Raw genomic sequence first — 25,100 nt, 5'->3', positions numbered from 1 at the left:
AGTTTGGCCTGCGCCTCCGGCAAACTTCGGAGGTTCAAATGTTTAAAGGCCGCCATTTTGATCGCTCAGTGATCCTGCTCTGCGTCCGGTGGTATCTGGCTTACAATCTGAGCCTGCCAAATCTTGAGGAGATGATGGCTGAGCGCGGCATCTCGGTCGATCACGCGACCATTCACAGATGGACGGTCCGGTACTCGCCCGAACTTCTGATGCGCTTCAGTGCACTTAAGTGAGCCGTTACCGGCAAGTGGCACGCTGACGAGACATACATCAAGGTCAGAGGTCGCTAGATGTACCTTTACCGGGCCATCGACAGCAATGGTGACTCCGTCGAGTTCTTGTTCAGCGAACGGCGCAATCTACCTGCCGCCAAGCGCTTCTTGCGCAAGGCCCTCAAGCGGCATGGCCGGCCTGAGGGGATTGTCATCGACGGCAGCCAGACTAACCGCGAGGCGATCCTATCGTGTGATGCCGAGGACCGTTTGCAGGAGCGCCCAAGACGTCCTCTGCAACCCATTCGCATCCGACAAAGTGCCTATTTGAATAACCGCATTGAGCAGGATCATCGCCGGATTAAGCAGCGGGTTGGGCCCATGCTCGGCTTTCAGACGGTTAACACTGCTCGCATCATCCTGGGTGGAGTCGAATTGATCCAGATGATGCGCAAACACCAGGCGAAGTATGCCCTTAACCGGCTGCCATCACTTGCCGAGCAGTTCAATCTGCTCGCCGCATGAGCACCTCACGAGCCTCCTTCCACTTTCTCGTCCCTACTGCAGATTTGCGATGGAACCACCTGGTTGCCCCACGATCCTCATGCTCTCCTACTGCGCGAATGTGCGCTGCTGGATGCAATCTCCTTCAATAGCGACAATAACCCAGGGTAGCAGGTCATTTCGAAATGACTGCATGTCATGCTTACTTAGTTCTGGGCTGCCACAAAGATGGGTGTGTACAAATGCCAAAATACGCCACTCGAGTCTATGGGCGATCCCGCGCAAGACCGCCTCATCAGCAGCCACCGTTTCAAACCTACTCGGGTCATATTCATGGTTGTTGAGCGCCAGAAAATGTTGGGCGCCACTTGGATCCTCGGCGCACAACCCGCAAATCTCTCTTCTTCCTGAAGCTCGCTGGCAAGCGGCTATAGCAGCCAGCGCATCATCTGCCAAAGCGAAGGTCTTATCGACATGATTCATCACGGGTTCGTACCGAATGACAGTTTAGATCCAGAAGATCCCGTTCCGCCGTCTTTGGCTTCGCCCCCCCCAGCAATGCCCAAAAGGATATTTCCGATTAACCCGAGAATATAGGAGAGCGTACAAGCACTCTCATCGTTATCTACCTTGCATATAATGTACTGAATTCCTCCAACTACAAGGGCCATTACTGCCACGACAATCACTACGATAATCAGAGGCGCTATACCGCCGGCGCGGGCTGGCGCTCCGCTCTCTGCAGCGTTTCGCGCATGCTGGTACACCCACTCGCGGGCAAATGCGAGGCCGCCGATCGCAGTGTCATAGGCACTAAGAGCATCCGGCTCTTCTGCGGTAGGTGCGAAAAACGGGTTGGCTCCAACGATGAACTGGCTGCTACCCTCCGAGAAAAATGCCGATACGTCCACGCGCAAGCCGTCTTCTGGCCTGATCGACATGGTGGTCACCTGCTCACCTTGGGTGACCGTGACGTCCAGTCGTTCACCAATCGGTTTGATATGGACTCGGATGTCGGCAAGCTGGTCGGTGGCGTTGGTGAGCCATCTCCAATCCTGACCCGGGTAGCGATCACTCAGAATGGAGGCAGCACGCCGGACGAGTTCAGGCAATTCAGTACCATTGACTATCTTAGGTTTTTTGAGCGCAGCGCGTACCGCATCCTGAAGCATTCCAAGATCCTGCAACTCATTGAGGGCATCGACGCCGGCACTCAGCGTGACCCGCGTATGCAGTTCCGCCCGCGCCGCGCGCTCGGCCAATGCAGCATGACCAAGATCCTCAGCGACGGCGCGCAGCGCATCCAAGTGCAGAAAGTACTCGAATGCTGCTTTGCCGGAGCGTCCGAGTCGGAGGGCGGCGTCATCAAGTAGGGCGACGTCAGCAAGTTCAGCGTGAGTGGCTCTACGCTTCGGGGTGGATGGAACGGGGCCTATGACGACATTGCGATCCTGTATTTTGGCCACCATGCTGATCTCCTGATCAAGGTTCACTCGGCGAGCACCAAGATTCGTTTCGAGAATCCCGAGATGCGGCTGTAGAAAACAGTACCGCCGCCTTCGGTAAAGGGACGGCCGAGCCGGCTTGTCGTTCCATACGTGACTTTACGCTGAAATTCGATGATGTCAGCGCTTGCTCCGGTGGGCGACTGCTCTGTCAGCGTCGCAGTCACGTACCAAGGCCTCGACGGCCCCGGTGCAAAGATTGGGTCGTTGGGACCGGCAGGTACTACTTTGGTCCCATCAGCAAGATCGACGCGCTGTGGCACCACCTGCGCGCTGCCGAACATGTGTAGCGCGTCAGTGCGGCTATTCGCATCGTACTTGAGGAACACGTCGTTCAAGGTATCGAGCTTGATATCGGATATTCCGGTGGCCTGCTGTTCACTTCCGTTAACCATCACCTTTATTGGCACTGCCTGCGTGACGGTACGCGGAAAATAGCGGTTTTCCCAACAATACCGCATAAGCATCTCAAATGCCTCTTCACTCCAAAGCACGCCATAGCCCGAGTTTCCGACGAATCTTACCGCTGTCGGGGCGCCGACGTGCCATGCAACGATGCTAGCTCCTATCGAGAGCGGGCATGCGCTTTGCCCGCACGGAAACGCCGCCGGCTTCAGTTGTGAAAGATTATTGACACGCGCCGAGGCTGGGCCGCCGACCAGCGAGATCTCATTGACCAAGGCGACCTGCCCACGCTCACGAATTCGACTGGTCGTCAACGCCACGAGGCCGACCGGGTCGGACGCGGATAGCAGCAATTCGGCATCCTGAGAGAAATCAGAGTACGTGGCATCGCTGGCGCTGATATCTGCCGAGACCCGGATTGTTGCGGAAGCCTGATCGCCGTCAGCACCGAACGGGGCTCCGATCTCTAGGACGGCACCGCCCAGCCAGGCAGCCACGTCGAGCCACTGCCGATTGCCGAGGTCAATACGCTTCGGTAGGAGAGCCTCTGCTTCGGTAGGCAAAAAGAAGTTGTTATCGCCCATCCAGTTCGCTTGCGTGCCGCTCGCCACTCGCATGACCGGCGGTGCCGAATTTTGCGCGGTGGGAGCCATCCGGCCAACAGCTGATTGCTGCAGATCATCACCGATAGCGGATTGGAAAAAATCGCCCGCGACTTGCTCTCGACGACGTAGGACCTCAGTACCGAGGCGCTGTACTGTCTCGCCCAATAACGAATCTTGCACGAGTGGCGGTTCAGAGGGAACCCTGACAAGTTTGCCAAGTAAAATCCGGGCATTGGCACGGATCCGGCAAGCCGTTTGGGAGTCGAAAAGTATGTCTTTCTGGCTGAATAGAATGACGATGTCTGTGCCGGCGCTACTGGCTGGTGCCTGCGGAGCGATGACTGTCTGCAGGGCTGCCGACACGGGCGACCTGCCCGATGCACGCAGCGCTGCGATTGCCTGACCGTCGATCCTACTGGATATCCAGTTGAGCTTAAGAGAACTGAAGGCGACCTCAGCGCAGACAGGGTTGGTGACCTGGAGAAGAAAATCGTAGCCGCCGCTGGCCTCATTCAGGTCTATCAGGTCCAGAACCATCGATAGGGTCGGATCCCGGTCAATTGACGAATTCCATACACCCTTCTTCTGGGGGCGAACCAGCGCATCCGGAATAACGTTTTTGGTAAATGATTCAAGCATGCAACTCTCCTCATTCAAGTCCGTCGTACCATCAGATCGGATAAGAGGCAGAAGTATAGTTCACGCGATGCCTAAATACCTGTCCGCCTATAAAGCAGGACGGAAACTCCAATACAGAAGGTGTTCGTCTTGTACTCCGAATCTGTTCGAAGCTGACGAATAGGCAGAGTTTGCTTTGAGGCTATACTAGCATCGATTTAGAGCGTTCACAACTAATGCTTACCCGCAACAGCGAATCCAAATCATCGGCAATGCGGCCTCACACGTAATTACAGGAGCGCCCCATTTGCACTAGGCTGGAACGAACGGGATTTTGATGCAGCTGTCGCGACCGCGAGCTAAAGAGGGGCCAGCGCAAGATCTGTTCCTGATTATACGTCGGCATTATCAACCAAAGACAGCTCCTTTCGAGACGAGGTCGATCCGGCCTACCTTTGTTCGGCGCATCTCACGTCCAACTGCGGAGCGGAAAACAGCTGGGATCTGCAACGCTGGTGGGACACGTACCCACAGGATCTTGACAATCTGACATCCTTTGCGCGTGCGGCGCGCCGCCTGACCTATGACGACACCCTGCAACAAGCGAAAGCCGATCTCGTTGAAGTAGAGATCCGTCCAGATGCGGGCAAAGCGCCAGAGTTCTGCATCCTGCTTCACGGCATTCGCCGCGACGGGATAAGCGGCATTCTTGTCGACCGTGATAGTCCGCGGATTGACGGTATGTGACTGCTTCAAGGCTTTGCGAAAGAACCGCCGTGCGGAAGACGCATCCCGTTTGGGCGAAAGCAGGAAATCGATGGTCTGCCCGGTCGCATCAACGGCACGGTAGAGACGAACCCATTCGCCCTTTACCCGGATATATGTCTCGTCCACCCTCCATGAGTCACCGGACGCGCTTGTCCTACTCGGGAGCGTAAACTTGGATCCAGCGAAACAAGGTCCTATGGTCGACTTGCACGCCGCGATCAGCCAACATACGTTCGAGATCGCGATAGCTGATTGGAAATTGCAGATACCAGCACAAAGCCTACAGGATGATCTCCGTCGTGAATTGCCGCCCCTTAAACAGATTCTTCTTGTCTGCTCTCACTTAAGAGCCCCTCTCATCACCCTCACCGTCATAGCCCGAGCCAGGGAGCCTTCAAAGCTGCAACAGCACCTCAAAACCAACCTCATCACTCATGCGATCTAAGCTTGGTAACAAGCTCTTTCCGGGTAGTCATGTTATGATTCCTGAACCTGGAGCTGCGTGATCAGCAAACGCCCGTAATCGGTTTATGACAACTTGGTGGCCACTTCCTCAAAGGCTGTGCTGTCAATCCAGCGCTGGCGATAGGCAATCTCCTCCGGCGAAGCGATGAGTTGCCCCTGCCGCGACTGCAGTGTCCTAGCCGTATCGACGCAGGTGGTGGAGGGCAGGGTCGTTCTCTACCTCCCCGGCCCGAGCCACCGGCCGCGCTTATTCATGCAAGATGACATTGAGCAACGAGGCGTGAATTTCAGTCCGCCATCGTACTCGATAAAACCCGCTCTCCGAAACTTGTTCATGAAGAAGCTGACGCGGGCTCGGGTTGTGCCAACAATTTCCGCAAGGGTTTCCTGGCTAACGCGCCGTGTCGACGGCGAGGGCGCGGCATCGCCGTCTACGCCGTGGACGGGACCTTCCTCGGTCTGATCGATCCGCGCTTGGTCGAGGCTGCCGAGGCCGAGAGTGCCGACCTGCCGGTGGTCGCGGCGGAGTTGGTTTACGAGTCGGGGGCCATCGTGACGCCATCGGCGGCACTGGCAGAGGTGCTCGACGTCTTTCGGAGCGATGACCGGGCAACCCTGGCGGTGGTTGGAGCCGAGGATCGCAACCGGATCATCGGCTGCATCCGCACCCGGGATGCCTTCGCACTTGCACCCTCGCTCCTGGATGCCCAGCGACGCGAAGATCTCGGCATCGGAAGCTGGAAGTAACACGGACCGAGGAGATGCATCCGCATTCCATGAATGGTCCTGATGGATGCTCCCTACCCGCGCGATTTTGACATCATGGAGGAAGGTAGCAACCTCTTGGCCAAGATCGTGAGTGGCGCGCGGCGCAGAGCATCTGGTTTGCTGCAGCACCCAGTCCTAGGGAGTCTATGAACTGGCACCCGAGACTGCGTCACACTTAGGTCTCCCGCAACCGCTTGGCCAAACCGAACCACCCCCCAGCCAAGACCCCAACGGCCGCGACGATCAGCAGCCACGGCAGGCTCGGCGGCGAGATCTCCAGGATGCCCGCAAGCAGCGGCACATAGAGCGCCGCGGCGACGATTCCGGCGGCTGCGGCGCCGATCCCCCAGAACGCCAACCTCCTGCTGTCAAAGAAGGACGTCCCCGGCTCAGCCGCATCAGCGAATGCGAGGACCAGGTTGCCGAGCACCAGCGCAACGAAGGCTGCGCCCCGCGCCTGCATCTCAGGGACCCCGGAATTCAGCGCTCCCGCATAAAGGCCGAAGACAGCCCCGAGGATGATGGCCCCTTGCAGGAACCCGAGCATGATCTGTGAGATGCCGAAGAGCGGCTCGGCGGCGGGCCGCGGCGGCTTGTCCATGGCATGCTGCTCGCTGGGCTCCCCCTCGAAGACGAGCGAGCAGACCGGATCGATCACGAGCTCCAACAGGATCACATGCATCGGATACAGAATCGGCGGCAGGCCCATGAGGATGGGCAGCAGGGCCAGCCCGGCAATGGGCACATGGATCGCGGTCACATAGGTGAGCGCCTTGCGCAGGTTCGCGAAGATGCGGCGCCCGAGCCGCACGCCGCCGATGATCGAGACGAAGCGGTCGTCGAGGAGCACGATGTCGGCGGCCTCTCGCGCCACATCGGTGCCGCGCTGCCCCATGGCGATGCCGATATGCGCGGCCTCAAGCGCCGGCGCATCGTTGACACCGTCGCCCGTCATGGCAACGACCTCGCCGTTGGCCTTCAGCGCCTCGACGAGTGCGAGCTTCTGCTCCGGCATGATGCGCGCGAAGACCCGGATCCGACGCACCCGTTCGCGCAGGCCCTCGGGATCGAGTTGGGCCACCTCCTTGCCGGTCAGCACGCCGGCGCTCGTGTCGATCCCGGCTTGGCGGGCGATCTCCAGGGCCGTGGCGGGATAATCGCCCGTGATCATTGCAACGGTGATCCCGGCCCGCTTTGCCTCAGCGACGGCCTGCGGGACATCGACCCGAACCGGATCCGCGAAGCCGATCAGGCCCTCGAAGGTGAAGGCCAGATCCTCGGGAGCGACCGTGCCGTCACGGTCGTTCCGCCGGGACGCCACCCCGAGCACCCGAAGACCGCGACTCGCCAATCCGGCAACGACCCCGTCCATCGCCGTGCGTTGGCCATCATTCATGCGGCAGAGCCGGAAAATGGCTTCTGGCGCTCCCTTCGCAGCATACAGGACGCCATCGTCCTGATCTGTCCACACCTGGATGAAAGCCAGGAGCTCGGGGCGGAGCGGATAGGTGCGCAGCGGCACCGCTGCCTCACCGGACTCGGGCGGCAGCCGGCTATCCAACGCGTGGACGGCGCGGTCCATGGGATCGACAGGCCGCAAGGCCGATGCCCGCATGGCGATCCACAACGTTTGCCTGTCGGGTTCCGAAAGCATGCTCCGATCCGTGAGTTCCCGAACCGCACCGTCCCGCCACATTGTGGTAAGCACCATCCGGTTTTCGGTCAGCGTGCCAGTCTTGTCGACGCACAGGAAGGTGGCCGCCCCGAGCGTCTCGATGACGGCGGCCCGGCGCACCAGCACCTTGTGCCGGGCGAGCCGGAAGGCTCCAAGCGCCATGAAGATCGCCAGCACCATCGGGAATTCCTCCGGCAGCAGCGCGATGGCCAGCGTGATCCCGGACAGCACGCCACCGATCCAGTCCCCGCGCAGCACGCCATAGGCGACGGCAACAAGGCCGCAGAACGCAAGTGCCAGGGCCGCGAGCCTCGCAATGAGCACGCCGGTCGTCTTCTGGAGCAATGTCGGCTCGTCCTCGACGGCAGCCAGCGAGGTGCCGATGCGCCCCAGCCGGGTCGCCGAGCCGGTGCGGATGACATGGGCGATGCCCTGCCCCCGCACATTCAGGGTTCCGCCAAACAGGTACGGCGTGTCGTCTCCTCCCGGCTCGGGATCGCCGGCCTCCGTCACCTGATCGGCCGCTGGACGCTTTACGACCGGCACGGACTCGCCCGTGAGGGCGGACTCGTCCACCGTCAGCGCGTCACCCGCGATCAGGAGACAGTCGGCCGGCAGGCGCTCCCCTTCGCCGACAAGGATGAGATCGCCCGGGACGAGGTCATGGGCCGGGATGCGCCGCTCGGCCCCACCTCGGATCACGCGGGCAAATGGTTCCGCAAGCTCCCGCAGGACGGCCAGCGCCCGCTCGCTCCTGGCCTCCTGCAATACGACCAGCCCGATCGTCACGACGGCGCCGGCCATCATGAACAGGCCCTCGCCGATGTCGCCGAGCACCAGGTAAAGCCCCGCCGCGGTGAGCAGGAGCAGAAACATCGGCTCACGCAGGATTCCGCGGACGATGTCGAGGACGCTGCGGGAGCGCTTTTCCTGAACAGCATTGGGCCCGTATCGAGCAAGACGGCGCTGCACCTCGGCCTCGTCGAGACCTGTCAGCCTTGCTTGCACGGCGGCCGCAGCGCCCGCGTCGATGTCATTCAATGCGGTGTGCGCCTGCATGGGCATGTCCGGCTCCCTGACCGATCGGCACGGTCGGCCTCAATGGGCCACCAGGATCGGGCTTTCCGCAGCGGTGAGCATGTCCAGCGTCGCGCCGCCGAACACCCCATGCTCCAGCCGGATCTCGTCCTCGGGACTTCCGCGAGATGCACCATGATGTCCCTGATCATCGCTCTCTCCCTCCGTGGACGCGGACACAGGTATCCCGCCCCCACATCATCGATCATCATGTGGTCGAAATCGGGGTGGATGCTTTGATCTTGAGCAATGCGCCTGAGGACGGTCCAGATAGCGTCAAGCAATTCACGAGCCTCGACAGACGAGGCAAGCCCTGGAGGCTGCGATGCCGTCCCGTACATCCGGTGCTCTCGCAGATGGCCGTGCGCCCAAGGCGCCGGTCGTCCCGATTCCCGCGCGGGAGGCCGAACTGCCCCCCTCTCCCACCGTGCCCTCGCCCGCCCTCCCGGCCAACCTGCCGGGCGATGCCGAACTCCATCAACTCCGGGACGCTCTCGATCATGCAACCCATGCTGGCTTGGCGCGCCTCACAGGCGGCCTGTCACCAGCGGCGCTTGCTGACGCCTACATGGACTGGGTCGTCCATCTTGCCATCTCGCCGGGCAAGCAGGTCGAGCTCGCCACGAAGGCGGCCCGCAAATGGATCCGGCTGGCGCAGTTTGCCTCTCGCTGCGCCATGGCCGGAGGGACTTGCGAGCCCTGTATCGAGTCGCTGCCCCAGGACCGCCGCTTCGCCGGAAGCGAATGGCAGCGATGGCCGTTCAACATCATCCACCAAGGTTTCTTGCTCCAGCAGCAGTGGTGGCACAATGCCACGACCGACATCGATGGCATCACGAAACAGCATAAAGCGGTGGTCGAATTCGTCTCGCGCCAGATCCTCGACGTGGTGTCGCCGTCGAACTTCATCGCGACTAATCCAGCCGTGCAGAGGCGCATTCTGGAGACGGGCGGCCAGAGCTTGGTGCAGGGCTTTCGCAACTTTCTGGAGGATTGGGAGCGGATCGTTCGCTCCAAGCCGGCAGCCGGCACCGAGGCTTTCCAGGTTGGTCGCGATGTTGCCGTCACACCGGGAAAAGTGGTTTACCGCAATCGCCTGATCGAGCTGATCCAGTACGCGCCGACGACGGAGACGGTCCGGCCGGAGCCGGTCCTGATCGTGCCGGCCTGGATCATGAAGTACTACATCCTCGACCTGTCGCAGGAGAACTCACTCGTCCGGTACCTGACGGATCAGGGGTTCACCGTGTTCATCATCTCCTGGAAGAACCCGACTGAGGAAGATCGGGATCTCGGAATGGACGAATACCGGAGGTTTGGGGTGATGGCCGCGCTCGATGCAGTCAACTCCGTCGCACCGAACCACAAGGTTCATGCGGTCGGCTACTGCCTCGGTGGCACCCTCCTGTCCATCGCTGCAGCCGCCATGGCGCGTGATGGGGACGAGCGCCTGCGGACCGTGTCGCTCCTGGCCGCGCAAGTGGACTTCCGGGAGGCCGGGGAGCTCACGCTCTTCATCAACCAGAGCCAGGTGCACTTCCTCGAAGACCTGATGCGCAGCCAGGGCTATCTCGACACAAGGCAAATGGCTGGCGCCTTCCAGCTCCTGCGCTCGAACGACCTCATCTGGTCGCGGCTCGTCCGCCACTACCTGATGGGCGAGCGCACACCGTTGAATGACCTCATGGCCTGGAACGCCGATGCGACCCGCATGCCCTACCGCATGCATGCGGATTATCTGGAGCAACTCTTTCTCGACAACGACCTCGCCGAGGGCCGCTTCCGTGTCGACGGTCGCCCCGTCACCGTCAGCGACATCCGCGTGCCGATCTTTGCCGTCGGCACGGAGCGCGATCACGTGGCGCCGTGGCGCTCGACGTTCAAGATCCACCTTCTCGCCGACACCGACGTGACCTTTCTCCTCACGACGGGAGGGCACAATGCCGGCATCGTGGCCGAACCGGGGAGGCCGGGAGAGCGCTTCCAGATTCTGACGAAGACCGCTACGGACCGCTACCTGGATCCCGATACCTGGACCAGGATCGCGCCCCGGCAGACGGGCTCGTGGTGGCTGGAATGGACGCACTGGCTGGCCTTGCACTCGGGCGCACCCGGGCGTCCTCCCGCTCTGGGGGCGCCATCCCGGGGCTATCCCGCGCTGTGCGACGCCCCCGGCACATATGTCCTGCAAACCTAACCCGGACGAACCCGTCGGCAGGGCTAGGGCGTGATGGCCACCTTCAGCACGCCGTACCAAGGGACGCATGTTGACCCGCCCCGACATCATATCTCGGACTGTCGGCTGTTACTGGGCCTGCTGGATCGGCTTGGCCGGGATGCTCGCATGGATCGTAATCCGTCCAGGAGCGCTCATCTGACATGGCCGGCTCCTGAGGCCCGGTGGAACGAGGGCCGAGCCAAGGATTTGATCAAGGACTTGATGTGGCGCAATCCCGCGCCGGACGATGGTGGTAAGATCTCGCGTATGACGGCCGCTCTGACCACAGGCTTCTCGATCATCCGCCTCCTCGCGGTGCTGATGATCGTTGCCATGATCGGATCGTTGCCCGTCTCGGCTCATGGCGCCGGGGTCCTGAATGCCACTCACCATGTCCACGCTGCGTCATCCCATGACTGCTGTGACCTGGAGCCCGCCGTGCCGCATGGGCATTGCGGATTGGCCTGTGCTCAGGCTTCCTGCGGGTGGACCCTGTTTGCCGCCATGGCAGGCTGGCCTGCACCCTTGGATCGTCTTCCGGTTCAGTGGAAGACCGCGTCCATCCTCCCGGACGATATCACGCCGGAGACGGCCACTCCTCCTCCTCGAGCCTGAGATGATTCCGTAGTCCGGCCGCGCATTGAGCCGGACGCCATCTTTCAGAAGTTCGAACGTTCTCGAGGAGAACCACCATGAAATCGTCTATTCTCGCCCTCGTCTTTGTCGCCGGCTTGTCAGCACCGGCTCTCGCCCAGCAGGCGACGCCGTCCGACGCCGACCACAACGCACACCACCCCGAGCAGGCCCAGGCGCAAACCACCGCGCCGGCGGGCAGCCCCCAGACCCCAATGGGCGCCACGCCCAGCACGCAAGACGGCTCAGCCGGGCCGAATGGGCAGCGTCCTAGCGGGATGATACCCGGCATGTCGGGTGGGATGATGCAAGAAGGCATGACTAACCAAGTCGGTTCGCGCCCAGGCGGCATGATGTCCGGCATTGGCCAGAACATGATGATGAATTGCCCGATGATGCAGAGCGGTATGGCGGGCATGATGGGTCGGCAGTCCGGCTCCATGCAGATGGGCGGACCGCGTGGCGACCAGAGTGTCGCCTCTCTCGCCATGAACGCGGTCAACGAGCGCATGCACCGCGAGATGGCGATGGAGTACACGGGCAACGCCGATGCCGACTTCGCGACAAACATGATCGCCCATCACCAGGGTGCCATCGACATGGCGAAGATCGCCGTCGCGTTCGGCAAGGACCCGAAGATCCGCGAGCTCGCCCAGAACGTCATCAGTGCGCAAGAGGACGAGATCACCATGTTGAAGTCCTGGCTCGCCACGAGCGCAAAGCAGTGAGGTGTACGCCATGGCATCCAACCTGACGATCAGCCGGCGAGCTCTCCTCGTCGGCCTTGCCGCCGCTTCCATTACCATTGCGGCCTTCCCGGCCTTGGCGGCGGAAGCCCTGCCCGCGATGACGGTCACCAAGGACCCGAGCTGCGGCTGCTGCGGCGCTTGGGTCAATCACATCCGCAAGGCGGGTTTCTCCATCGATGTCGTCGAGTCGCCGGAGGTCAATCGCCTGAAGGTGCGTTTGGGTGTGCCCCAGGCGCTCGCCTCCTGCCACACGGCCGAGATCGGTGGCTATGTCATCGAGGGCCACGTTCCCGCAGAGGCCATCAAGCGCCTTCTCGTGGAGAAACCGCAAGGCAAAGGACTTGCGGTTCCTGCGATGCCCGTCGGCTCACCAGGGATGGAGGTCGAGGGCGTCGAGAACGACACCTATGATGTCATCCTGTTCGGGCCTGCGGGCCGGAGGATCTTTGCCCGATACCGCGGGACGCAGGAGGTCTGATAATCACGGGTCGACGCGGCAGAAGGCGCGTTTGTGAGCCCACTCCTCCTGATCGAAGCGCCCGTGCTGGTCCCCAGTGGCGCGGTGATCTCGTAGCCGTACCTGACGCTTCCTTCCGGAAGCGCTTTGCTGCGGGCAAGATGGAGCGGGATGTGGTGGAGCATCCTCACTTCGCGAATGCAAACGGGCCCTCATGGAAGCTGCATCACGGCAGAGCCTAGAGCATCGGACCAAAAGTGGACTTGCACTTTCGGGATCCGATGCTCCCTTCTCGGAAGAGCGCATCGTTGAATGCGAAAAACCGAGTCCACTTTTCACTGACGTGGCCCTTCGGGTCGCTGACGCGGCCCTTTGGGTCCGCACGATGCGCTAGCCCTGCGTGGCGGGCATATTTCCCGTGTGCGATCTCCGCACGCGGTTGAGAAACACCTCATTCGGACAGAACAGCGGAGGGCAATCGGAGCCGCCGCTTTCAAGCCAGCACTGGCAGTCGGTCGAATGCCGGCAGGCAAGACATCGACGGCACGCAGCCGCGAAGCCACCATCATAGGCTTCCCGAACCGTGGCGCCGGGATCCGCCCCGACCCGCTCCATCATCCGCTCGAACAGGCGTGACTGCCGCTCCACCCACCGGCTCATCGGCCGCACCCGTGTGCGCGGCGTGGACTTCCGAGGCGTTTCCGATCTCATGAACGAAGCCTCCAGAATGAAACCCGGCAGCAGATTACAGCACCTCCCGACCACGCTCTTTGCACCAGGACAAACAGCGGCGGCTCGGGGCGGCAGCAACCCTGGCAATCTGCGGAATGTGCGGCCAGCACTTGGGATCCATGCGGCCGCATCATGGCCTGGTTCGTCAATGCCCCAGCGACTTCCATCCAGAGTGATCGAAGTGGTCGCCATAGGCGTTCAGAGCCTGCACGATAGCGGCGACACCTTGCTCCTGATCGCCCTCCTTCATGGCGTTGATGCCGTCGAGGACTTGCGCCAGTGCCAGATGAAGCTGGATGTCGGCCTCCTCGGGCAGCTTGCAGTTCGCCACCACGTAGTCGACCTGCTCCTGGACCCTGTCGGCGAGCGCAGAGAAGTCGGCTGCGCCGTACCGGTCCGCATGGACCAGCGGCAGGGCGGTGTCGATGGCATCGCGAATCCGGCTCATCCCGGTCCGCAGGGCCTCGTCCGTCTGCCACTTCTGGCCATTGTTGAGCGTCAGCTCCATGGCGTGCCCGTCGGGCCCGTGCGGAGCAGCCGCGGAAATGGCCCCGGAGAGCCCTATTGTCAGGTCGAGTGCGACCAGGGGGGCGGCAAGGGACTTGTTCGTGAACATGACCGGATCTCCTGTTTCATCGTTCTCTTGGCTTCTTTGGGCTTCCGTTCAGCGAAGCCGCGCCCGGACAAGCTCGCCCGTGGCCCGAACATAGACGGCCTTGATCGGGAAGCCGCTGTCGTTCACTGCTCGGATCTCGTAGCAGCCGTGCTCGGCCTCGACGCGGTCTACGCGGTAGCCGAGGTCTTCAAGTCTCCTCCTCACATCGCTTGCGGCAACGACGTGATCGTCTATTCCGGGAGAGCAGCGCTTGTCCCGGCCGTCGGCCATTGCCGGAGCAACGAGGCCAGTCGCGAGAAGGGCTGACGTCATGATGGTCTTGCGCATGTCGGTCTCCTGTCTTTCAGATCCGGACCCATGTTCGGATCGACGGGACGACATTAGCGACGCGTCGCTTGCGGCCGGCTGTTGATCCATGTCAGCGAATTGTCAGCCGCATGGGTGCACCCTCGCACGATGAGCAAGACCCATCGCACCATGATCGTCCTCAGTCTCGCCGCTGCCCTGCTGCCATCCGCCGTTCTGGCGGATCGCGAGCGCGACTACGACCGGGCACGCCGCGCCGTCGAGAAAGGCGAAGCCTTGGCCCTGACCGAGATCCTGACGCGGGTGCACTCCGATCTCGGCGGCGAGGTGGTCGGCGTGGAGTTCGAGCGCAAGCGCGAGCGCTGGGTCTACGAGTTCAAGGTGATCGACCCGGCCGGGCGGCTGTGGGAGGTCTATGTCGACGCCGCCACGGCCGCGGTCCTCAAGCGGGAGGGGCACTGATGCGCATTCTGCTCGTCGAAGACGATCCCCGCATCGCCCGCAAGGTCGCAGCCGTTCTGACGGAGGCGGGCTATGCCGTCGATCATCTCGATGACGGCGAAGAGGCTTGGTTTCGCGGCGACACGGAAGACTACGATCTCGCCGTGCTCGATCTCGGCCTACCGAAAATGGACGGCCTTGCCGTGCTGAAGCGGTGGCGCGCGGCCGGACGCGACTTCCCGGTTCTGATCCTCACCGCGCGCGGCGCCTGGGCGGAGCGGGTCGAGGGTATCGATGCCGGCGCCGATGACTATCTCGCCAAGCCCTTTGCCATGGAGGAACTGCTGGCGCGCGTGCGGGCGCTCCTGCGCCGGGCCGCCGGCCGGTCCATCCCAGTCTTAGTGTCGGGCCCGGTCATGCTCGACACCCGCAAGATGCGCGTTACGGTCGATGACGCGCCGCTCAACCTCTCGCCGCTCGAATACCGTTGCCTGAGCTATCTCATGCACCATGCCGGACGGGTGATTCCTCCTGCGGAGCTGATGGAGCATCTCTACTCCCACGACCATGACCGTGACCCGAACGCGCTCGAGGTGCTCGTCGGCCGCCTGCGCCGGAAGCTCGGCGTCGATCTGATCGAGACCCGGCGCGGCTTCGGCTACCTCGTGCCGGAGCATGCGCCGGCATGAGGCAGGGCTCGCTCAGGCTGCGGCTGCTCGCCGCCGGCGCGGCCTCCACCGTCCTGGCGCTGGCAATTGCCGGCTTCGGTCTGCTGTACCTGTTCGAGCGGCATGTGGAACGGCGCATGGCGGCCGAGCTCGGCTCGCATCTCAACCAGCTCGTGAGCAGCCTCGCTCGGGCGGAGAACGGCCCCCTTGAAGTCAACACCCCTCCGGCCGAACCGCGATTCCTGCAGCCCCTGAGCGGGCTCTACTGGCAGATTGCCGAGGAACCACAGGGAGCGGTGCTGCGCTCCCGCTCGCTCTGGGATGCGACGCTGGACTTGCCTTCCGATACGCTCACCGCTGCGGATGTCCACCAGCATACGATCCCAGGTCCCGGCGGGGCATCGCTGCTGGCTGTCGAACGTCGGATTGCCCTGCCCACGGGCCTCGGGGGCGGAACCGTCCGCGTCGCGGTGGCGCTGGACCGTGCAGAGGTCCATGCCGCCGGCCGCGCCTTCGTCTCTGACCTCATCCCTTCCCTGGCGCTTCTCGCCGCTGTCCTGATTGCTGCGGCGTGGGTTCAGGTCGGGATTGGCCTGCGCCCGCTCGATGCCGTACGCCGGCGGCTGGCGCAGGTCCGTTCGGGCAAGACGGCCCGGCTCGGGACGGCCTTTCCGGACGAGGTTCGACCGCTTGCCGCCGAGGTGGACCACCTGCTGGACGCGCAGGAAAGGGCCATTACCCAGGCCCGAGCACGGGCGGCCGACCTGGCGCATGGGCTGAAGACGCCGCTGATGGTCCTGAGTGCTGATGCGGAAGAGTTGCGGACGCGGGGGGACGCGCACCTTGCCGACGAAATCGAAACGGTCACCGCCGGCATGCGCCGGCATGTCGAGCGTGAGCTGGTGCGAGCGCGGATTGGCCTTCGGGTGCAGTCGGGACCGGTCCAGCCGGTCCTTCCCGTGGTCGAGCAGGTAATCGGTGTGCTCCGGCGAACGCCGCAGGGCCAGGGACTGTCGTGGGAGATCAACGCCCCGGACGACCTCAGGACCCGGATGGATATCCAGGACCTGACCGAAATCCTCGGCAACCTGGCCGAGAACGCGGCTACCTGGGCCGCCGGCACGGTGCGGATCGTGGGCCGGCGCGAAGGTGACGCTGTAGTGCTTCGGGTCGAGGATGACGGTCCGGGCGTGCCGGAGGAGCAGATCGACACCGTGCTGGCCCGCGGTGGGCGGCTGGACGAGACCCGGCCGGGCACCGGGCTGGGTCTCGCCATTGTCGGCGATCTGGTAGAGGCCCATAGCGGCTTGCTTTCCCTGCGGCGCTCGGCGCTCGGCGGCCTTCTGGCGGAGGTCCGGCTACCGAACCCGACGTGAAGGATGAGGACTCAGGACACCCGCTTGCGGCCCGTGATCATCGCCTTCACCAGGTTCTCCCCGTGCTCCAGGCTGGAGAAGACGACGCCCGCCACATGCAGGACGATGAGCCCAAGGGTCGTATAGACGAGAACCTCATGCAGGTCCTCGACCCACTCGGAGCCCCAGAACGCATCCGTCGTCATGGCGAACCCGGTCGATGCGATGCCTGCGATCATGAGGAGTAGGGCCACGACCATGGCGCCACCCGCCGGATTGTGGCCGAGATACCGTGGGGCCTTCCATTGAGCCGCTTGGAGGAGGTACGCCATGGTCGCGCGCGGCGAGTGGACGAAGTCGCTGAACCGGGCATGCGCTGAGCCGACGAAGCCCCACACGATGCGCAGCGCGACCAGAGCCGCGACGGCGTAGCCGATACGGATATGCAGCCACTCGACCTCGTCTCCGGTTACGAATGCAAGGGCGAACAGACCCACGAGGCTCCAGTGGAAGATCCTGACGAAAGGACCCCAGACGCGAACGGTGGAAAGCCTTGGGGAGGCGGTGGCCACCGGTATCACACCGGCGGCACCGTCCATGCTGTTGTGGGCGGTCATGGCGTCAATCCTTGGCAACAATCTCGCCCGAGGTGGGATCGACGAACAGCTCCGTACGGGTGTTGTTCTGGTCGAGCGCGTAGATCTCGCCGCAGGCCTTCTCGATCTTCGCCTTCTGGACCTTGTAGCCCTGGGCTTCGGCCTTGGCCTTGAGGGCATCAAGGGGAAGCCATTGGCTCTGGGGCGCCGTTGTGCAGGGCCGCCCGAGGCTGCTCGCCTGGGCGACGGGCACGCTGCCGACGGCAGCGAGGGCAGCGGTTGCAAGGACGATGGTGATATAGCGCATGATGTCTCTCCTGTTGCGTCCAGCGCCCACCAGGGCCGGCTGGAATGTCCAGGAGGGTTGCGCAAGCCTGCTGACACCGCGCTGTGAAGAGTTGTCAGCAAAATGACAGTCAGGTCGGTTTAGGAGAGCACCTTTGTGGAACGGCCTGGGTGGGTACCTCCCGGGACAAGGGGATCGGGCGGTTTTGATCCAGCGCATCGTTGCGGGAGAGCCTCGGGGCTAGCATCCCCATCTTCGGCATAGAGCCGCCAGGAACCATTTCGGAAGGATGTCACCGATGCCGCGCTATTCGAAAACCCTCATCATTATCCATTGGGGTATGGCCCTATTGATCCTGGCGGCATGGTTCACGGCCGAAGGAGGACGGCAAGTCCGCCTCAACCCGCCCCTGCTGCATTTCTCGCTCGGGCTCGCCGTGCTCCTTCTCATCGTGCCAAGGCTGATTGCCCGGTGGTGGGGAAGTCATCCCCGGATAGAGAATCCGCAGGGCCCCTGGCTCAACCTCGCGGCGAAGATCGGGCATGCTGTGCTGTACCTCTTCATGATCGGTCTCCCGATCACCGGCTGGTACGCCGCCTCGCGGTTGGGTGTCCCGGTATCGTTCTTCGGTCTCCCCCTGCCTGCCATCGCAGCGGCTGTCCAGGGTGCCCCCGGACCCATCGCGGAGATCCACGAGACCGGCGGCACAATCATTCTCGTTCTCGCAGGGCTCCACGCCGTCATCGCCCTGTGGCACCAGTTCGTCCTCCGTGACGGCACGATGGAACGCATGAATCCAGTCTAAGTCTAGAGGAGCTCCAAAGAACATTCGAACGACCCATCGAACTCCATCTCGCCGACGCTTCAAGGGGTCGCCTATGCCATCGCCTTCCGTCTCACACACAGCCAACCGCACCTTGCCGCCAGAGGAACATGCCCTTCACCGCGAGGAGAGCGTGCATGACCATGGAACTCTCCATGACCATCGCCATCCTGGCGGCGACGATCGCCGAGGTCGTCTCCGACATGCTGCCCGAGGACAAGCTCACAAAGGTTCGCGAACTCGTCGCAAACGGTCATGCAGTCGCTATGGTGGGCGACGGCGTGAACGATGCCCCTGCCCTCACAGCCGCCGATCTCGGCATCGCCATGGGATCCGGCACCGACATCGCGAAGGAGAGCGCCGATGTCGTGCTGATCGGCCATGATCTCGGCAAGCTCGTCGAGACCCTGCGCATCGCGCGGCGCACGCGTGCCATCATCTGGCAGAACTTCATCGGCACGATCGGAGTGGACGCGCTCGGCATCGTGCTTGCCGCCTTTGGCTTCCTGAATCCGCTGCTGGCGGCGCTCATCCACGTGGGTTCGGAGCTTGCGTTCATCCTAAACTCGGCGCGACTTCTTCCCATCGGTGGACAATCGGCCACGTCGAACCGCCGGTGACTTCGGTCGTCCCGAGAATGCCGCGAAGTGTCGGTTTGTGCACCCGGCCCGCTGATGCTAAACGACGTCTTCGGACCCGCCCTTCAGCTTCACGGGGATCATCAGGTAGCGGACTCCATTGGCCTCCGCCGGTGGGAACTTGCCTGCCCTGATGTTGGTCTGGATCGACGGCAACAGCAGGCGTGGTGCCGCGAGCTTCCCGTCACGGGCAGTTCGCATGATAACGAACTCCTCCTCGGTGACGCCCTCCTTCACATGCACGTTCCTCTCGCGCTGCTCTGCAACCGTGGTTTCCCAGGCGTACTCGTCGCGGCCTGGAGCCTTGTAGTCGTGGCACATGAATAGCCGCGTCTCGGGTGGGAGTGCCATAAGCCGCTTGATCGAACGATAGAGCTTGTGCGCGTCGCCACCCGGGAAATCGGCGCGGGCTGTGCCGTAGTCCGGCATGAACAACGTGTCGCCCACGAACACCGCGTCCTCGATCTTGTACGAGATATCGGCCGGGGTGTGGCCGGGCGTGTGAAGCACTTCCACGTCGAGCTCACCGATCCTGAAGCATTCGCCGTCCCTGAACAGATGGTCGAAGTCGCTGCCGTCAGGATTGAGGTCGGTGGCGTTGAAGATCGGCCGGAAGATCTTCTGCACGTCCTTGATGTGCTCGCCGATGCCGATCTTCGCTCCGGTCTTGGCCTTGATGTAGGGCGCGCCCGACAGGTGGTCGGCATGGGCGTGGGTCTCTAGCGCCCACTCGACGGTGTAGCCCGCCACCTCCGCCGCCTTCAGCATGGCCTCGACCGAGCGGGTGTCGACCGTGCCCGAGTTGTGGTCGTAGTCGAACACCGGATCGATGATCGCCGCCTTCTTGGTTGCAGGATCCGCGACCAGGTAGCTGACGGTGTTGGTGGGCTCGTCGAAGAACGCCCTGATGATGGGTTGGCCTGACATGGTCTGAACCTCCTCAATGGTTCGTCTGCCGTTGTGGTTGACAATATATAAGCAATAACTAAATAAGCAATATCTAATTAATACAGGACGCCACTGCGGCCGACCCCACATCCGGAGACCCACCATGTCGCTTCCCACCCTCAGCCCTGCCGAAGCCAAGCGCCTGCTCGACCAGGGCGCCCTTCTCGTCGACATCCGCGAGGCCGACGAGCACGCCCGGGAGAACATCCCCGGCGCCCGTCTGATGCCCCTGTCGAAGCTTGATGAAGCTGATCTCGCCCTGCATGAGGACAAGCCGGTGATCTTCCACTGCAAGAGCGGAGCCCGGACCCAGGGCAATGCCGCCCGCCTGTCGGCCAAAGTCGGCAGCGCCTGCAAGGCCTTCATCATTGAGGGCGGGATCGATGCCTGGAAGAAGGCCGGCCTTCCCGTTGCGGTCGACCGGCGTCAGCCGCTTGAACTCCAGCGCCAGGTGCAGATCGGCGCCGGCAGCATGGCCCTCCTCGGCACGTTGCTGGGCTTGCTCGTGTCGTCCTGGTTCTTTGCCGTCCCGGCCTTCGTCGGCGCCGGCCTGACGATGGCTGGTATCACCGGGTACTGCGGCATGGCGCGGATCCTGAAGAAGGCCCCTTGGAACCGGGCCGCCTATGCCCAGCCCCGAACGGCCTGAGGCACAGGAGATAGCAATGATGCTCTCGCTGACCCAAGGCGCCCTCGGGTTGGCCTCCGGCTCGCTCGTCGGCTTCACGCTCGGCTTGGTGGGTGGGGGCGGCTCGATCCTGGCGGTGCCGCTGCTGGTCTATCTGGTCGGTGTGACGAACCCACATGTGGCCATTGGCACGAGCGCGATTGCGGTGGCGACCAACGCCGCGGCCAACCTCGCCAACCACGCTCGCGCCAAGAACGTGAAGTGGCGCTGTGCCCTGGTCTTCGCCGTCGCCGGCATCATCGGTGCCTTCGGCGGCTCGACGCTCGGCAAGATGGTCGACGGCCAGAAACTTCTCGCCCTGTTCGCCATGCTGATGATGATCGTCGGCGCTCTCATGCTGCGAAAGCGCTCCGGCAATGGTGACGAAAACGTCCGTCTCGGCCGAGAAAACGCCCTCAAGCTGGCTGGGGGCGGCCTGGCGACGGGAGCATTGTCGGGCTTCTTCGGCATCGGCGGCGGCTTCCTGATCGTGCCGGGGCTCATTATGGCGACCGGCATGCCGATCCTGTACGCCGTCGGCTCCTCCCTTGTGGCCGTGACCGGCTTCGGTCTCACCACCGCGGCCAACTACGCCTTTTCAGGTTTGGTCGATTGGACCCTGGCGGCATTGTTCATTGGCGGCGGAGTGCTCGGCGGCCTGCTCGGCGCCCGCTTGGCCACGAAGCTCGCCGGCAGGAAAGGCGCGCTCAACACGGTCTTTGCCGGCCTGATCTTCGTCGTTGCGATCTACATGCTGATGCGCAGCCTCGACCTGCTCTGAGGCGGAAAGACAGGAGTGGTCCATGTCGAAGTCGTTTCATGTGGTCTGTCCCCGTTGCGATGCCGTCAACTGCGTTCCGCAGGATCGTCCTGCTTCGCAGGCGGTCTGCGGCAGCTGCAAGGCGAAGCTCTTCGAAGGTCATCCCATCGAACTCAATGGCCAGCGTTTCCAGCGCCATGCCGAGCGCAGCGACATTCCGGTGATCGCCGACTTCTGGGCACCGTGGTGCGGCCCCTGCCGCGCCATGGCGCCGATCTTCGAGCGGGCGGCGAAAGAGCTCGAACCGAAGGCCCGCTTCGTCAAGGTCAATGTGGACAACGAGCCGGAACTGGCCGGGCGGCTCGGCGTTCAGGGCATTCCGGCCCTCTTCGTCCTCAAGAATGGTGCCGTTGTTGCCCGGCAGGCTGGTCTCGCTAATCTGTCCACTCTCCAAAACTGGGTTCGCCAGTTCTCAAATCTTTGAAGGGAGACATCGCATGAAGGTCACCAAGCTGACTCCCAACATCTCGGTCGCGCACCAACTGACCGAGCAGGATCTTGAGGAGGCCGCCACGGCGGGCTTCAAGACCATCATCAACAACCGTCCCGACGGCGAGGCGCCGGATCAGCCCCCGAGCGAGGAGCTCGCGGCTGCCGCGCAACGCCTAGGCCTCGCGTACCATCACATCCCGGCCGTTTCAGGCCAGATTTCCGACGCCCAGGTCGAGGCGTTCCGGGCGGCCCTCGGTGGGGCGGAGAAGCCCGCCCTGGCCTTCTGCCGCACAGGGACGCGCTCAACCACCCTGTGGGCGTTGGCGGCCAGCGACCGCCTCTCGATCAATGAAATCCTGCAGACGACCTCGGAGGCGGGATACAATTTGGAGGCCTTGCGGCCCCAGCTGGAGACTGCCAGCGGCGGATCCGCGACCCGCGCCGATGATCGAGGAGCACGATGAGCCATTACTTGGCCCGGACCGTTTCGAGTCGTTCGATGAGGTGATTACCCACACCGCCGAAGCGCTGAACCAGGAAGGCCTTCAGCATCAGCACGGATGATCGACATTTGGGACACGCTGAAATGCAAGATCGATGTGGACTTTAAGCCTCGAACCCGGCTCTCACCCATCAGGCGTTGCAGATCAAGGACGAGGTTGCCGCAATGCTCGCCTCAATGTCATCGTGCTGGAGCTCGCGCACGGGCGTGTCGAGGTTGCAGCCCCCGGCGAACACGTGCTTCGCTCGAGGAATTCGCCTTCGCCGGTTCCGTGTGTTTCAGCACTCGATCTTGCCCCGGATGGGCTGGAACGGCCCGAGCCTATGCTGCTTCCAGCCGAAGTCGTCGATCCAGCAGGTCTGCCACGATTCACAACGCAATTGCCCTTTACGAAGGGGCAATTACTATGACGTCCGAGAGCAATGGCTGGAAGCAGGACAATGAGTCGGGAACGTCAGAGCCTCGGCAATGCCCCAACCGCATGGAGAGGCATGGTGATCCGTTGGCTGCAACGAGCAGCCGCCAGTTTTGCAGGCTTAAGCCTGGTGTTCGGGGTATTCCTTGGCCATTTCCAACTGAACGGAAACTTTCATCCAGTCGTCATAGGAGAGGTTTACAGATCAGCGCAGCCCACACCTGAAGCCCTGGCAAGATACGTGAAAGAGCAAGGAATCCGTTCGGTCATCAATCTGCGGGGCAACAATGCCGGAGCAGATTGGTATGATGCCGAGGTAGCGTCAGCGCGGGCTCAGGGAGTCGCTCTCTACGATTTTGGGATGTCAGCACGAAAGCAAATCGATCAGCAGCGGGCTCAGCAACTGATCGATTTGATGAACAAGGCGGAGAAGCCGGTCCTGATCCATTGCCAAGGTGGCGCTGATCGAAGCGGACTTGCGTCTGCGCTCTATCTGGCGGCGATAGCAAAGGCTGGGGAAGAAGTCGCGGAAAGTCAGATGTCGCTACGCTACGGCCACATTTCCCTGCCGGTGTTGGCAAGCTATGCCATGGATAAGACATTCGAGGCGCTGGAGCCCTGGCTGGGATTTAACAACTCCTGACGGGCGGATCGACCGAGCGTTCCGATGCAGCTGTACCGGGCGCGAGTAGCGCGAAATGATCGTGCAAGTCCGACCTACGTCCAGCACGCTGCCGGTGCGCTTCTCATAGAAACCCTTTACGACGGGGCGGCCCCGCAGGGACGAAGCCGGGGTCGATATACGGAATGCTCCTCTTGTGGGTGGGCTGCGGGTCTGGTCAGGAAGAGAACGGCTTGGTGACGTTTCCCCGCAGGGTCACCCGTCCACGCGGGTGAGCTCTCGCCGGAAGGTGACCTGCGGCCAGTCGGCAGGCACGAGGCGGAAAATCGCCATGCCGACAATCATCGCGGCTACGAACGCGAACACCTGCCAGGGACCGAAGGTCAGGCCGACGAGCGCCGGACCGGGGCACAGGCCAGCCAGCCCCCAGCCGATGCCGAAGAGGGCTGCCCCGCCGATCAGGCGCGGATCGAGGTCACGCCGGGTTGGGATCTCCAGGTAGGGCGCCAGCACGGGCACGCTGCGGCGCTTTGCGACGAGGTAACCCAGCGCCGACATCGCGACGGCGCCGCCCATGACAAAGGCAAGGCTCGGATCCCAGCTACCAAAGATGTCAAGGAAGCCGAGTACCTTGGCCGGGTTGACCATCTGCGAGACGATCAGCCCGAGCCCGAACAGCAGGCCGGACGCGAAGGCGGAGACGATCAGAGGCATAGCTCACATCCCGATGACATGGCGGGTGATGAATACGGTGGCGATGGCGGTAGCCATGAACACGGCGGTGGCTGCGAGTGAGCGCAGCGAGCCCCGGCCGATGCCGCAGACGCCGTGGCCGCTGGTGCAGCCAGCTCCGAGCCGGGTGCTGAAGCCGACGATCATCCCCGCCACGATCAACAGGGGCAGGGATGCACGAAGCTCGATGGGTGGCAGGGCACCGCCAAAGGCGACATAGACCAGCGGCGCGACAAACAGGCCGGCGAGAAACGCCATGCGCCAGCCGATCTCGCTGCGGTTCGGGTGTAGCAGCCCGCCGAGGATGCCGCTGATGCCAGCGATCCGCCCGTTCAAGACCAGAAACAGGGCGGCGGATGCGCCGATCAGGAGGCCGCCGATGAGGGCGGACACAGGGGTGAAGTTTTCCATGACCGCCTCCAATCAGCCGGACTTACGGGTCTTGGCCTGCTTGCAATACAGATTGTAGAGAATGCCGAAGAGCTGCTCGATGCGTGGGTCGGCAATACGGTACCAGATCGTTTGGCTCTCGCGTCGGGTCGTGACGATGCCCTCATCGCGCATCTTGGCGAGATGCTGCGACAGGGCCGATTGCGACAGCCCGACGGCTTCGGCCAGGGAGGTCACGTTGGCCTCGCCCCACTCCACCAGCTTGCACAGGATCATCAGGCGGCGTTCGTTGGCGAGCGCCCGCAGGATGTCTGCGACTTCTGTCGCCTTCTTTTCAAACGTCTTAATGTCGAGTTCTAAGCCGGGCATACGCATCCCTCATTCTACAAGGGTAAACTAATTTAGCAGTTACTTATAGATATACAAGGGGTCTTACGGACCCTGATCCACCG

General features: G+C 62.7%; 31 protein-coding genes and 1 pseudogene. 16 read left to right on the top strand and 16 right to left on the bottom strand.

Translation table 11 applies throughout. From position 1 onward, the window contains the following. Nucleotides 1-38: 38 nt before the first annotated feature. Nucleotides 39-737 (top strand): annotated as a pseudogene (locus tag ACUXUR_RS18480) (IS6 family transposase). Nucleotides 738-824: 87 nt separating this feature from the next. Here ACUXUR_RS18480 and ACUXUR_RS18475 read toward each other — a convergent pair. The 5 genes from ACUXUR_RS18475 to ACUXUR_RS18455 all read right to left on the bottom strand — a co-directional run bounded on the left by ACUXUR_RS18475 (nt 825) and on the right by ACUXUR_RS18455 (nt 5,454). Then, a complete protein-coding gene (locus ACUXUR_RS18475) occupies nt 825-1,199 on the bottom strand; it encodes a M67 family metallopeptidase (protein WP_445503811.1) in 375 nt (124 codons plus the stop codon). Beyond that, nucleotides 1,199-2,185 carry a hypothetical protein gene (locus ACUXUR_RS18470; protein WP_445503810.1) on the bottom strand — a complete coding sequence of 329 codons (987 nt, stop codon included), beginning with the start codon at nt 2,183-2,185 and terminating at the stop codon, nt 1,199-1,201. Before ACUXUR_RS18470 ends, ACUXUR_RS18475 begins: the two co-directional genes overlap by 1 nt. 20 nt (nt 2,186-2,205) lie before the next feature. Continuing rightward, nucleotides 2,206-3,870 (bottom strand): hypothetical protein, encoded by a 1,665-nt coding sequence (locus ACUXUR_RS18465; RefSeq protein ID WP_445503809.1) that lies wholly within the window; start codon nt 3,868-3,870, stop codon nt 2,206-2,208. Between the two features lie 387 nt (nt 3,871-4,257). Beyond that, nucleotides 4,258-4,743 carry a DDE-type integrase/transposase/recombinase gene (locus ACUXUR_RS18460; protein WP_445503808.1) on the bottom strand — a complete coding sequence of 162 codons (486 nt, stop codon included), beginning with the start codon at nt 4,741-4,743 and terminating at the stop codon, nt 4,258-4,260. Nucleotides 4,744-5,298: 555 nt separating this feature from the next. Further along, nucleotides 5,299-5,454 (bottom strand): hypothetical protein, encoded by a 156-nt coding sequence (locus ACUXUR_RS18455; RefSeq protein ID WP_445503844.1) that lies wholly within the window; start codon nt 5,452-5,454, stop codon nt 5,299-5,301. Between the two features lie 66 nt (nt 5,455-5,520). Between ACUXUR_RS18455 and ACUXUR_RS18450 the strand changes: the two genes are divergently transcribed. Then, a complete protein-coding gene (locus tag ACUXUR_RS18450) occupies nt 5,521-5,829 on the top strand; it encodes a CBS domain-containing protein (RefSeq protein ID WP_445503848.1) in 309 nt (102 codons plus the stop codon). A 196-nt stretch (nt 5,830-6,025) separates the two neighbouring features. On the opposite strand, the gene ACUXUR_RS18445 is transcribed toward ACUXUR_RS18450, so the two are convergent. Together ACUXUR_RS18445 and ACUXUR_RS18440 are read right to left on the bottom strand one after the other, a co-directional pair. Next, complete coding sequence (locus ACUXUR_RS18445; protein WP_445503807.1) at nt 6,026-8,590, bottom strand: cation-translocating P-type ATPase; 2,565 nt, start codon at nt 8,588-8,590, stop codon at nt 6,026-6,028. A gap of 33 nt (nt 8,591-8,623) precedes the next feature. Then, nucleotides 8,624-8,782 (bottom strand): hypothetical protein, encoded by a 159-nt coding sequence (locus tag ACUXUR_RS18440; protein WP_445503806.1) that lies wholly within the window; start codon nt 8,780-8,782, stop codon nt 8,624-8,626. A gap of 145 nt (nt 8,783-8,927) precedes the next feature. Here ACUXUR_RS18440 and ACUXUR_RS18435 point away from each other — a divergent pair, with 145 nt between their 5' ends. From ACUXUR_RS18435 to ACUXUR_RS18420, 4 genes are all read left to right on the top strand, one after another. After that, on the top strand, nt 8,928-10,799 hold the full coding sequence (locus ACUXUR_RS18435; RefSeq protein WP_445503805.1) for a PHA/PHB synthase family protein: 1,872 nt from the start codon (nt 8,928-8,930) through the stop codon (nt 10,797-10,799). Nucleotides 10,800-10,946: 147 nt separating this feature from the next. Further along, on the top strand, nt 10,947-11,435 hold the full coding sequence (locus ACUXUR_RS18430) for a hypothetical protein (protein ID WP_445503804.1): 489 nt from the start codon (nt 10,947-10,949) through the stop codon (nt 11,433-11,435). A 77-nt stretch (nt 11,436-11,512) separates the two neighbouring features. Further along, nucleotides 11,513-12,181 (top strand): CopM family metallochaperone, encoded by a 669-nt coding sequence (gene copM, locus ACUXUR_RS18425; protein WP_445503803.1) that lies wholly within the window; start codon nt 11,513-11,515, stop codon nt 12,179-12,181. Nucleotides 12,182-12,191: 10 nt separating this feature from the next. Continuing rightward, a complete protein-coding gene (locus ACUXUR_RS18420) occupies nt 12,192-12,680 on the top strand; it encodes a DUF411 domain-containing protein (protein WP_445503802.1) in 489 nt (162 codons plus the stop codon). A gap of 369 nt (nt 12,681-13,049) precedes the next feature. Here ACUXUR_RS18420 and ACUXUR_RS18415 read toward each other — a convergent pair whose 3' ends face one another. From ACUXUR_RS18415 to ACUXUR_RS18405, 3 genes are all read right to left on the bottom strand, one after another. Next, entirely contained in the window at nt 13,050-13,370 is a 321-nt protein-coding gene (locus ACUXUR_RS18415) for a DUF6455 family protein (protein WP_445503801.1), read from the bottom strand. Nucleotides 13,371-13,536: 166 nt separating this feature from the next. Further along, nucleotides 13,537-14,007, bottom strand: a complete 471-nt coding sequence (locus ACUXUR_RS18410; protein ID WP_445503800.1) for a hypothetical protein — start codon at nt 14,005-14,007, stop codon at nt 13,537-13,539. Nucleotides 14,008-14,055: 48 nt separating this feature from the next. Beyond that, nucleotides 14,056-14,334, bottom strand: coding sequence for a PepSY domain-containing protein (locus ACUXUR_RS18405; protein ID WP_445503799.1), 279 nt, complete (start codon nt 14,332-14,334; stop codon nt 14,056-14,058). Between the two features lie 129 nt (nt 14,335-14,463). Between ACUXUR_RS18405 and ACUXUR_RS18400 the strand changes: the two genes are divergently transcribed. Genes ACUXUR_RS18400 through ACUXUR_RS18390 form a run of 3 tightly spaced genes read left to right on the top strand, consistent with a single transcriptional unit; the run spans nt 14,464 to nt 16,798 of the window. Further along, nucleotides 14,464-14,775 (top strand): PepSY domain-containing protein, encoded by a 312-nt coding sequence (locus tag ACUXUR_RS18400; protein ID WP_445503798.1) that lies wholly within the window; start codon nt 14,464-14,466, stop codon nt 14,773-14,775. Then, a complete protein-coding gene (locus ACUXUR_RS18395) occupies nt 14,775-15,443 on the top strand; it encodes a response regulator transcription factor (protein WP_445503797.1) in 669 nt (222 codons plus the stop codon). The genes ACUXUR_RS18400 and ACUXUR_RS18395 overlap by 1 nt, the downstream gene beginning before the upstream one ends. After that, nucleotides 15,440-16,798: a sensor histidine kinase gene (locus tag ACUXUR_RS18390; protein WP_445503796.1), complete on the top strand. Its 1,359-nt coding sequence runs from the start codon at nt 15,440-15,442 to the stop codon at nt 16,796-16,798. The genes ACUXUR_RS18395 and ACUXUR_RS18390 overlap by 4 nt, the downstream gene beginning before the upstream one ends. Nucleotides 16,799-16,809: 11 nt before the next feature. On the opposite strand, the gene ACUXUR_RS18385 is transcribed toward ACUXUR_RS18390, so the two are convergent. Both ACUXUR_RS18385 and ACUXUR_RS18380 read right to left on the bottom strand, forming a co-directional pair. After that, nucleotides 16,810-17,376, bottom strand: a complete 567-nt coding sequence (locus tag ACUXUR_RS18385) for a cytochrome b/b6 domain-containing protein (RefSeq protein WP_445503843.1) — start codon at nt 17,374-17,376, stop codon at nt 16,810-16,812. Between the two features lie 22 nt (nt 17,377-17,398). Further along, nucleotides 17,399-17,680, bottom strand: coding sequence for a PepSY domain-containing protein (locus tag ACUXUR_RS18380; protein ID WP_445503795.1), 282 nt, complete (start codon nt 17,678-17,680; stop codon nt 17,399-17,401). A 277-nt stretch (nt 17,681-17,957) separates the two neighbouring features. On the opposite strand from ACUXUR_RS18380, the gene ACUXUR_RS18375 reads away from it, so the two are divergent. Then, nucleotides 17,958-18,464: a cytochrome b gene (locus ACUXUR_RS18375; RefSeq protein WP_445503794.1), complete on the top strand. Its 507-nt coding sequence runs from the start codon at nt 17,958-17,960 to the stop codon at nt 18,462-18,464. A gap of 155 nt (nt 18,465-18,619) precedes the next feature. Further along, nucleotides 18,620-19,102: an HAD-IC family P-type ATPase gene (locus ACUXUR_RS18370; protein WP_445503793.1), complete on the top strand. Its 483-nt coding sequence runs from the start codon at nt 18,620-18,622 to the stop codon at nt 19,100-19,102. 57 nt (nt 19,103-19,159) lie between these two features. On the opposite strand, the gene ACUXUR_RS18365 is transcribed toward ACUXUR_RS18370, so the two are convergent. Continuing rightward, nucleotides 19,160-20,047 carry an MBL fold metallo-hydrolase gene (locus ACUXUR_RS18365; protein WP_445503792.1) on the bottom strand — a complete coding sequence of 296 codons (888 nt, stop codon included), beginning with the start codon at nt 20,045-20,047 and terminating at the stop codon, nt 19,160-19,162. Nucleotides 20,048-20,171: 124 nt separating this feature from the next. Here ACUXUR_RS18365 and ACUXUR_RS18360 point away from each other — a divergent pair, with 124 nt between their 5' ends. From ACUXUR_RS18360 to ACUXUR_RS18340, 5 genes are all read left to right on the top strand, one after another. Next, entirely contained in the window at nt 20,172-20,717 is a 546-nt protein-coding gene (locus tag ACUXUR_RS18360) for a rhodanese family protein (RefSeq protein WP_445503791.1), read from the top strand. Between the two features lie 16 nt (nt 20,718-20,733). After that, entirely contained in the window at nt 20,734-21,516 is a 783-nt protein-coding gene (locus ACUXUR_RS18355) for a sulfite exporter TauE/SafE family protein (protein ID WP_445503790.1), read from the top strand. Between the two features lie 22 nt (nt 21,517-21,538). Continuing rightward, nucleotides 21,539-21,979: a thioredoxin TrxC gene (trxC, locus tag ACUXUR_RS18350; protein ID WP_445503789.1), complete on the top strand. Its 441-nt coding sequence runs from the start codon at nt 21,539-21,541 to the stop codon at nt 21,977-21,979. Between the two features lie 13 nt (nt 21,980-21,992). Then, a complete protein-coding gene (locus tag ACUXUR_RS18345) occupies nt 21,993-22,451 on the top strand; it encodes a protein tyrosine phosphatase family protein (protein WP_445503788.1) in 459 nt (152 codons plus the stop codon). Nucleotides 22,452-22,980: 529 nt separating this feature from the next. Beyond that, nucleotides 22,981-23,547, top strand: coding sequence for a dual specificity protein phosphatase family protein (locus tag ACUXUR_RS18340; protein ID WP_445503787.1), 567 nt, complete (start codon nt 22,981-22,983; stop codon nt 23,545-23,547). Between the two features lie 234 nt (nt 23,548-23,781). Here the strand turns inward: ACUXUR_RS18340 and ACUXUR_RS18335 are convergent, their stop codons facing one another. The 3 genes from ACUXUR_RS18335 to ACUXUR_RS18325 are packed head-to-tail and all read right to left on the bottom strand — an operon-like array spanning nt 23,782 to nt 25,017. Continuing rightward, a complete protein-coding gene (locus ACUXUR_RS18335) occupies nt 23,782-24,240 on the bottom strand; it encodes a DUF6691 family protein (RefSeq protein ID WP_445503786.1) in 459 nt (152 codons plus the stop codon). A 3-nt stretch (nt 24,241-24,243) separates the two neighbouring features. Continuing rightward, nucleotides 24,244-24,669 carry a YeeE/YedE family protein gene (locus tag ACUXUR_RS18330; protein WP_445503785.1) on the bottom strand — a complete coding sequence of 142 codons (426 nt, stop codon included), beginning with the start codon at nt 24,667-24,669 and terminating at the stop codon, nt 24,244-24,246. A gap of 12 nt (nt 24,670-24,681) precedes the next feature. Then, nucleotides 24,682-25,017, bottom strand: coding sequence for an ArsR/SmtB family transcription factor (locus ACUXUR_RS18325; RefSeq protein ID WP_445503784.1), 336 nt, complete (start codon nt 25,015-25,017; stop codon nt 24,682-24,684). Nucleotides 25,018-25,100 lie beyond the last annotated feature (83 nt).

Source organism: Microvirga medicaginis (assembly GCF_052658925.1).
This window is presented reverse-complemented; position numbering and strand designations above follow the sequence as displayed.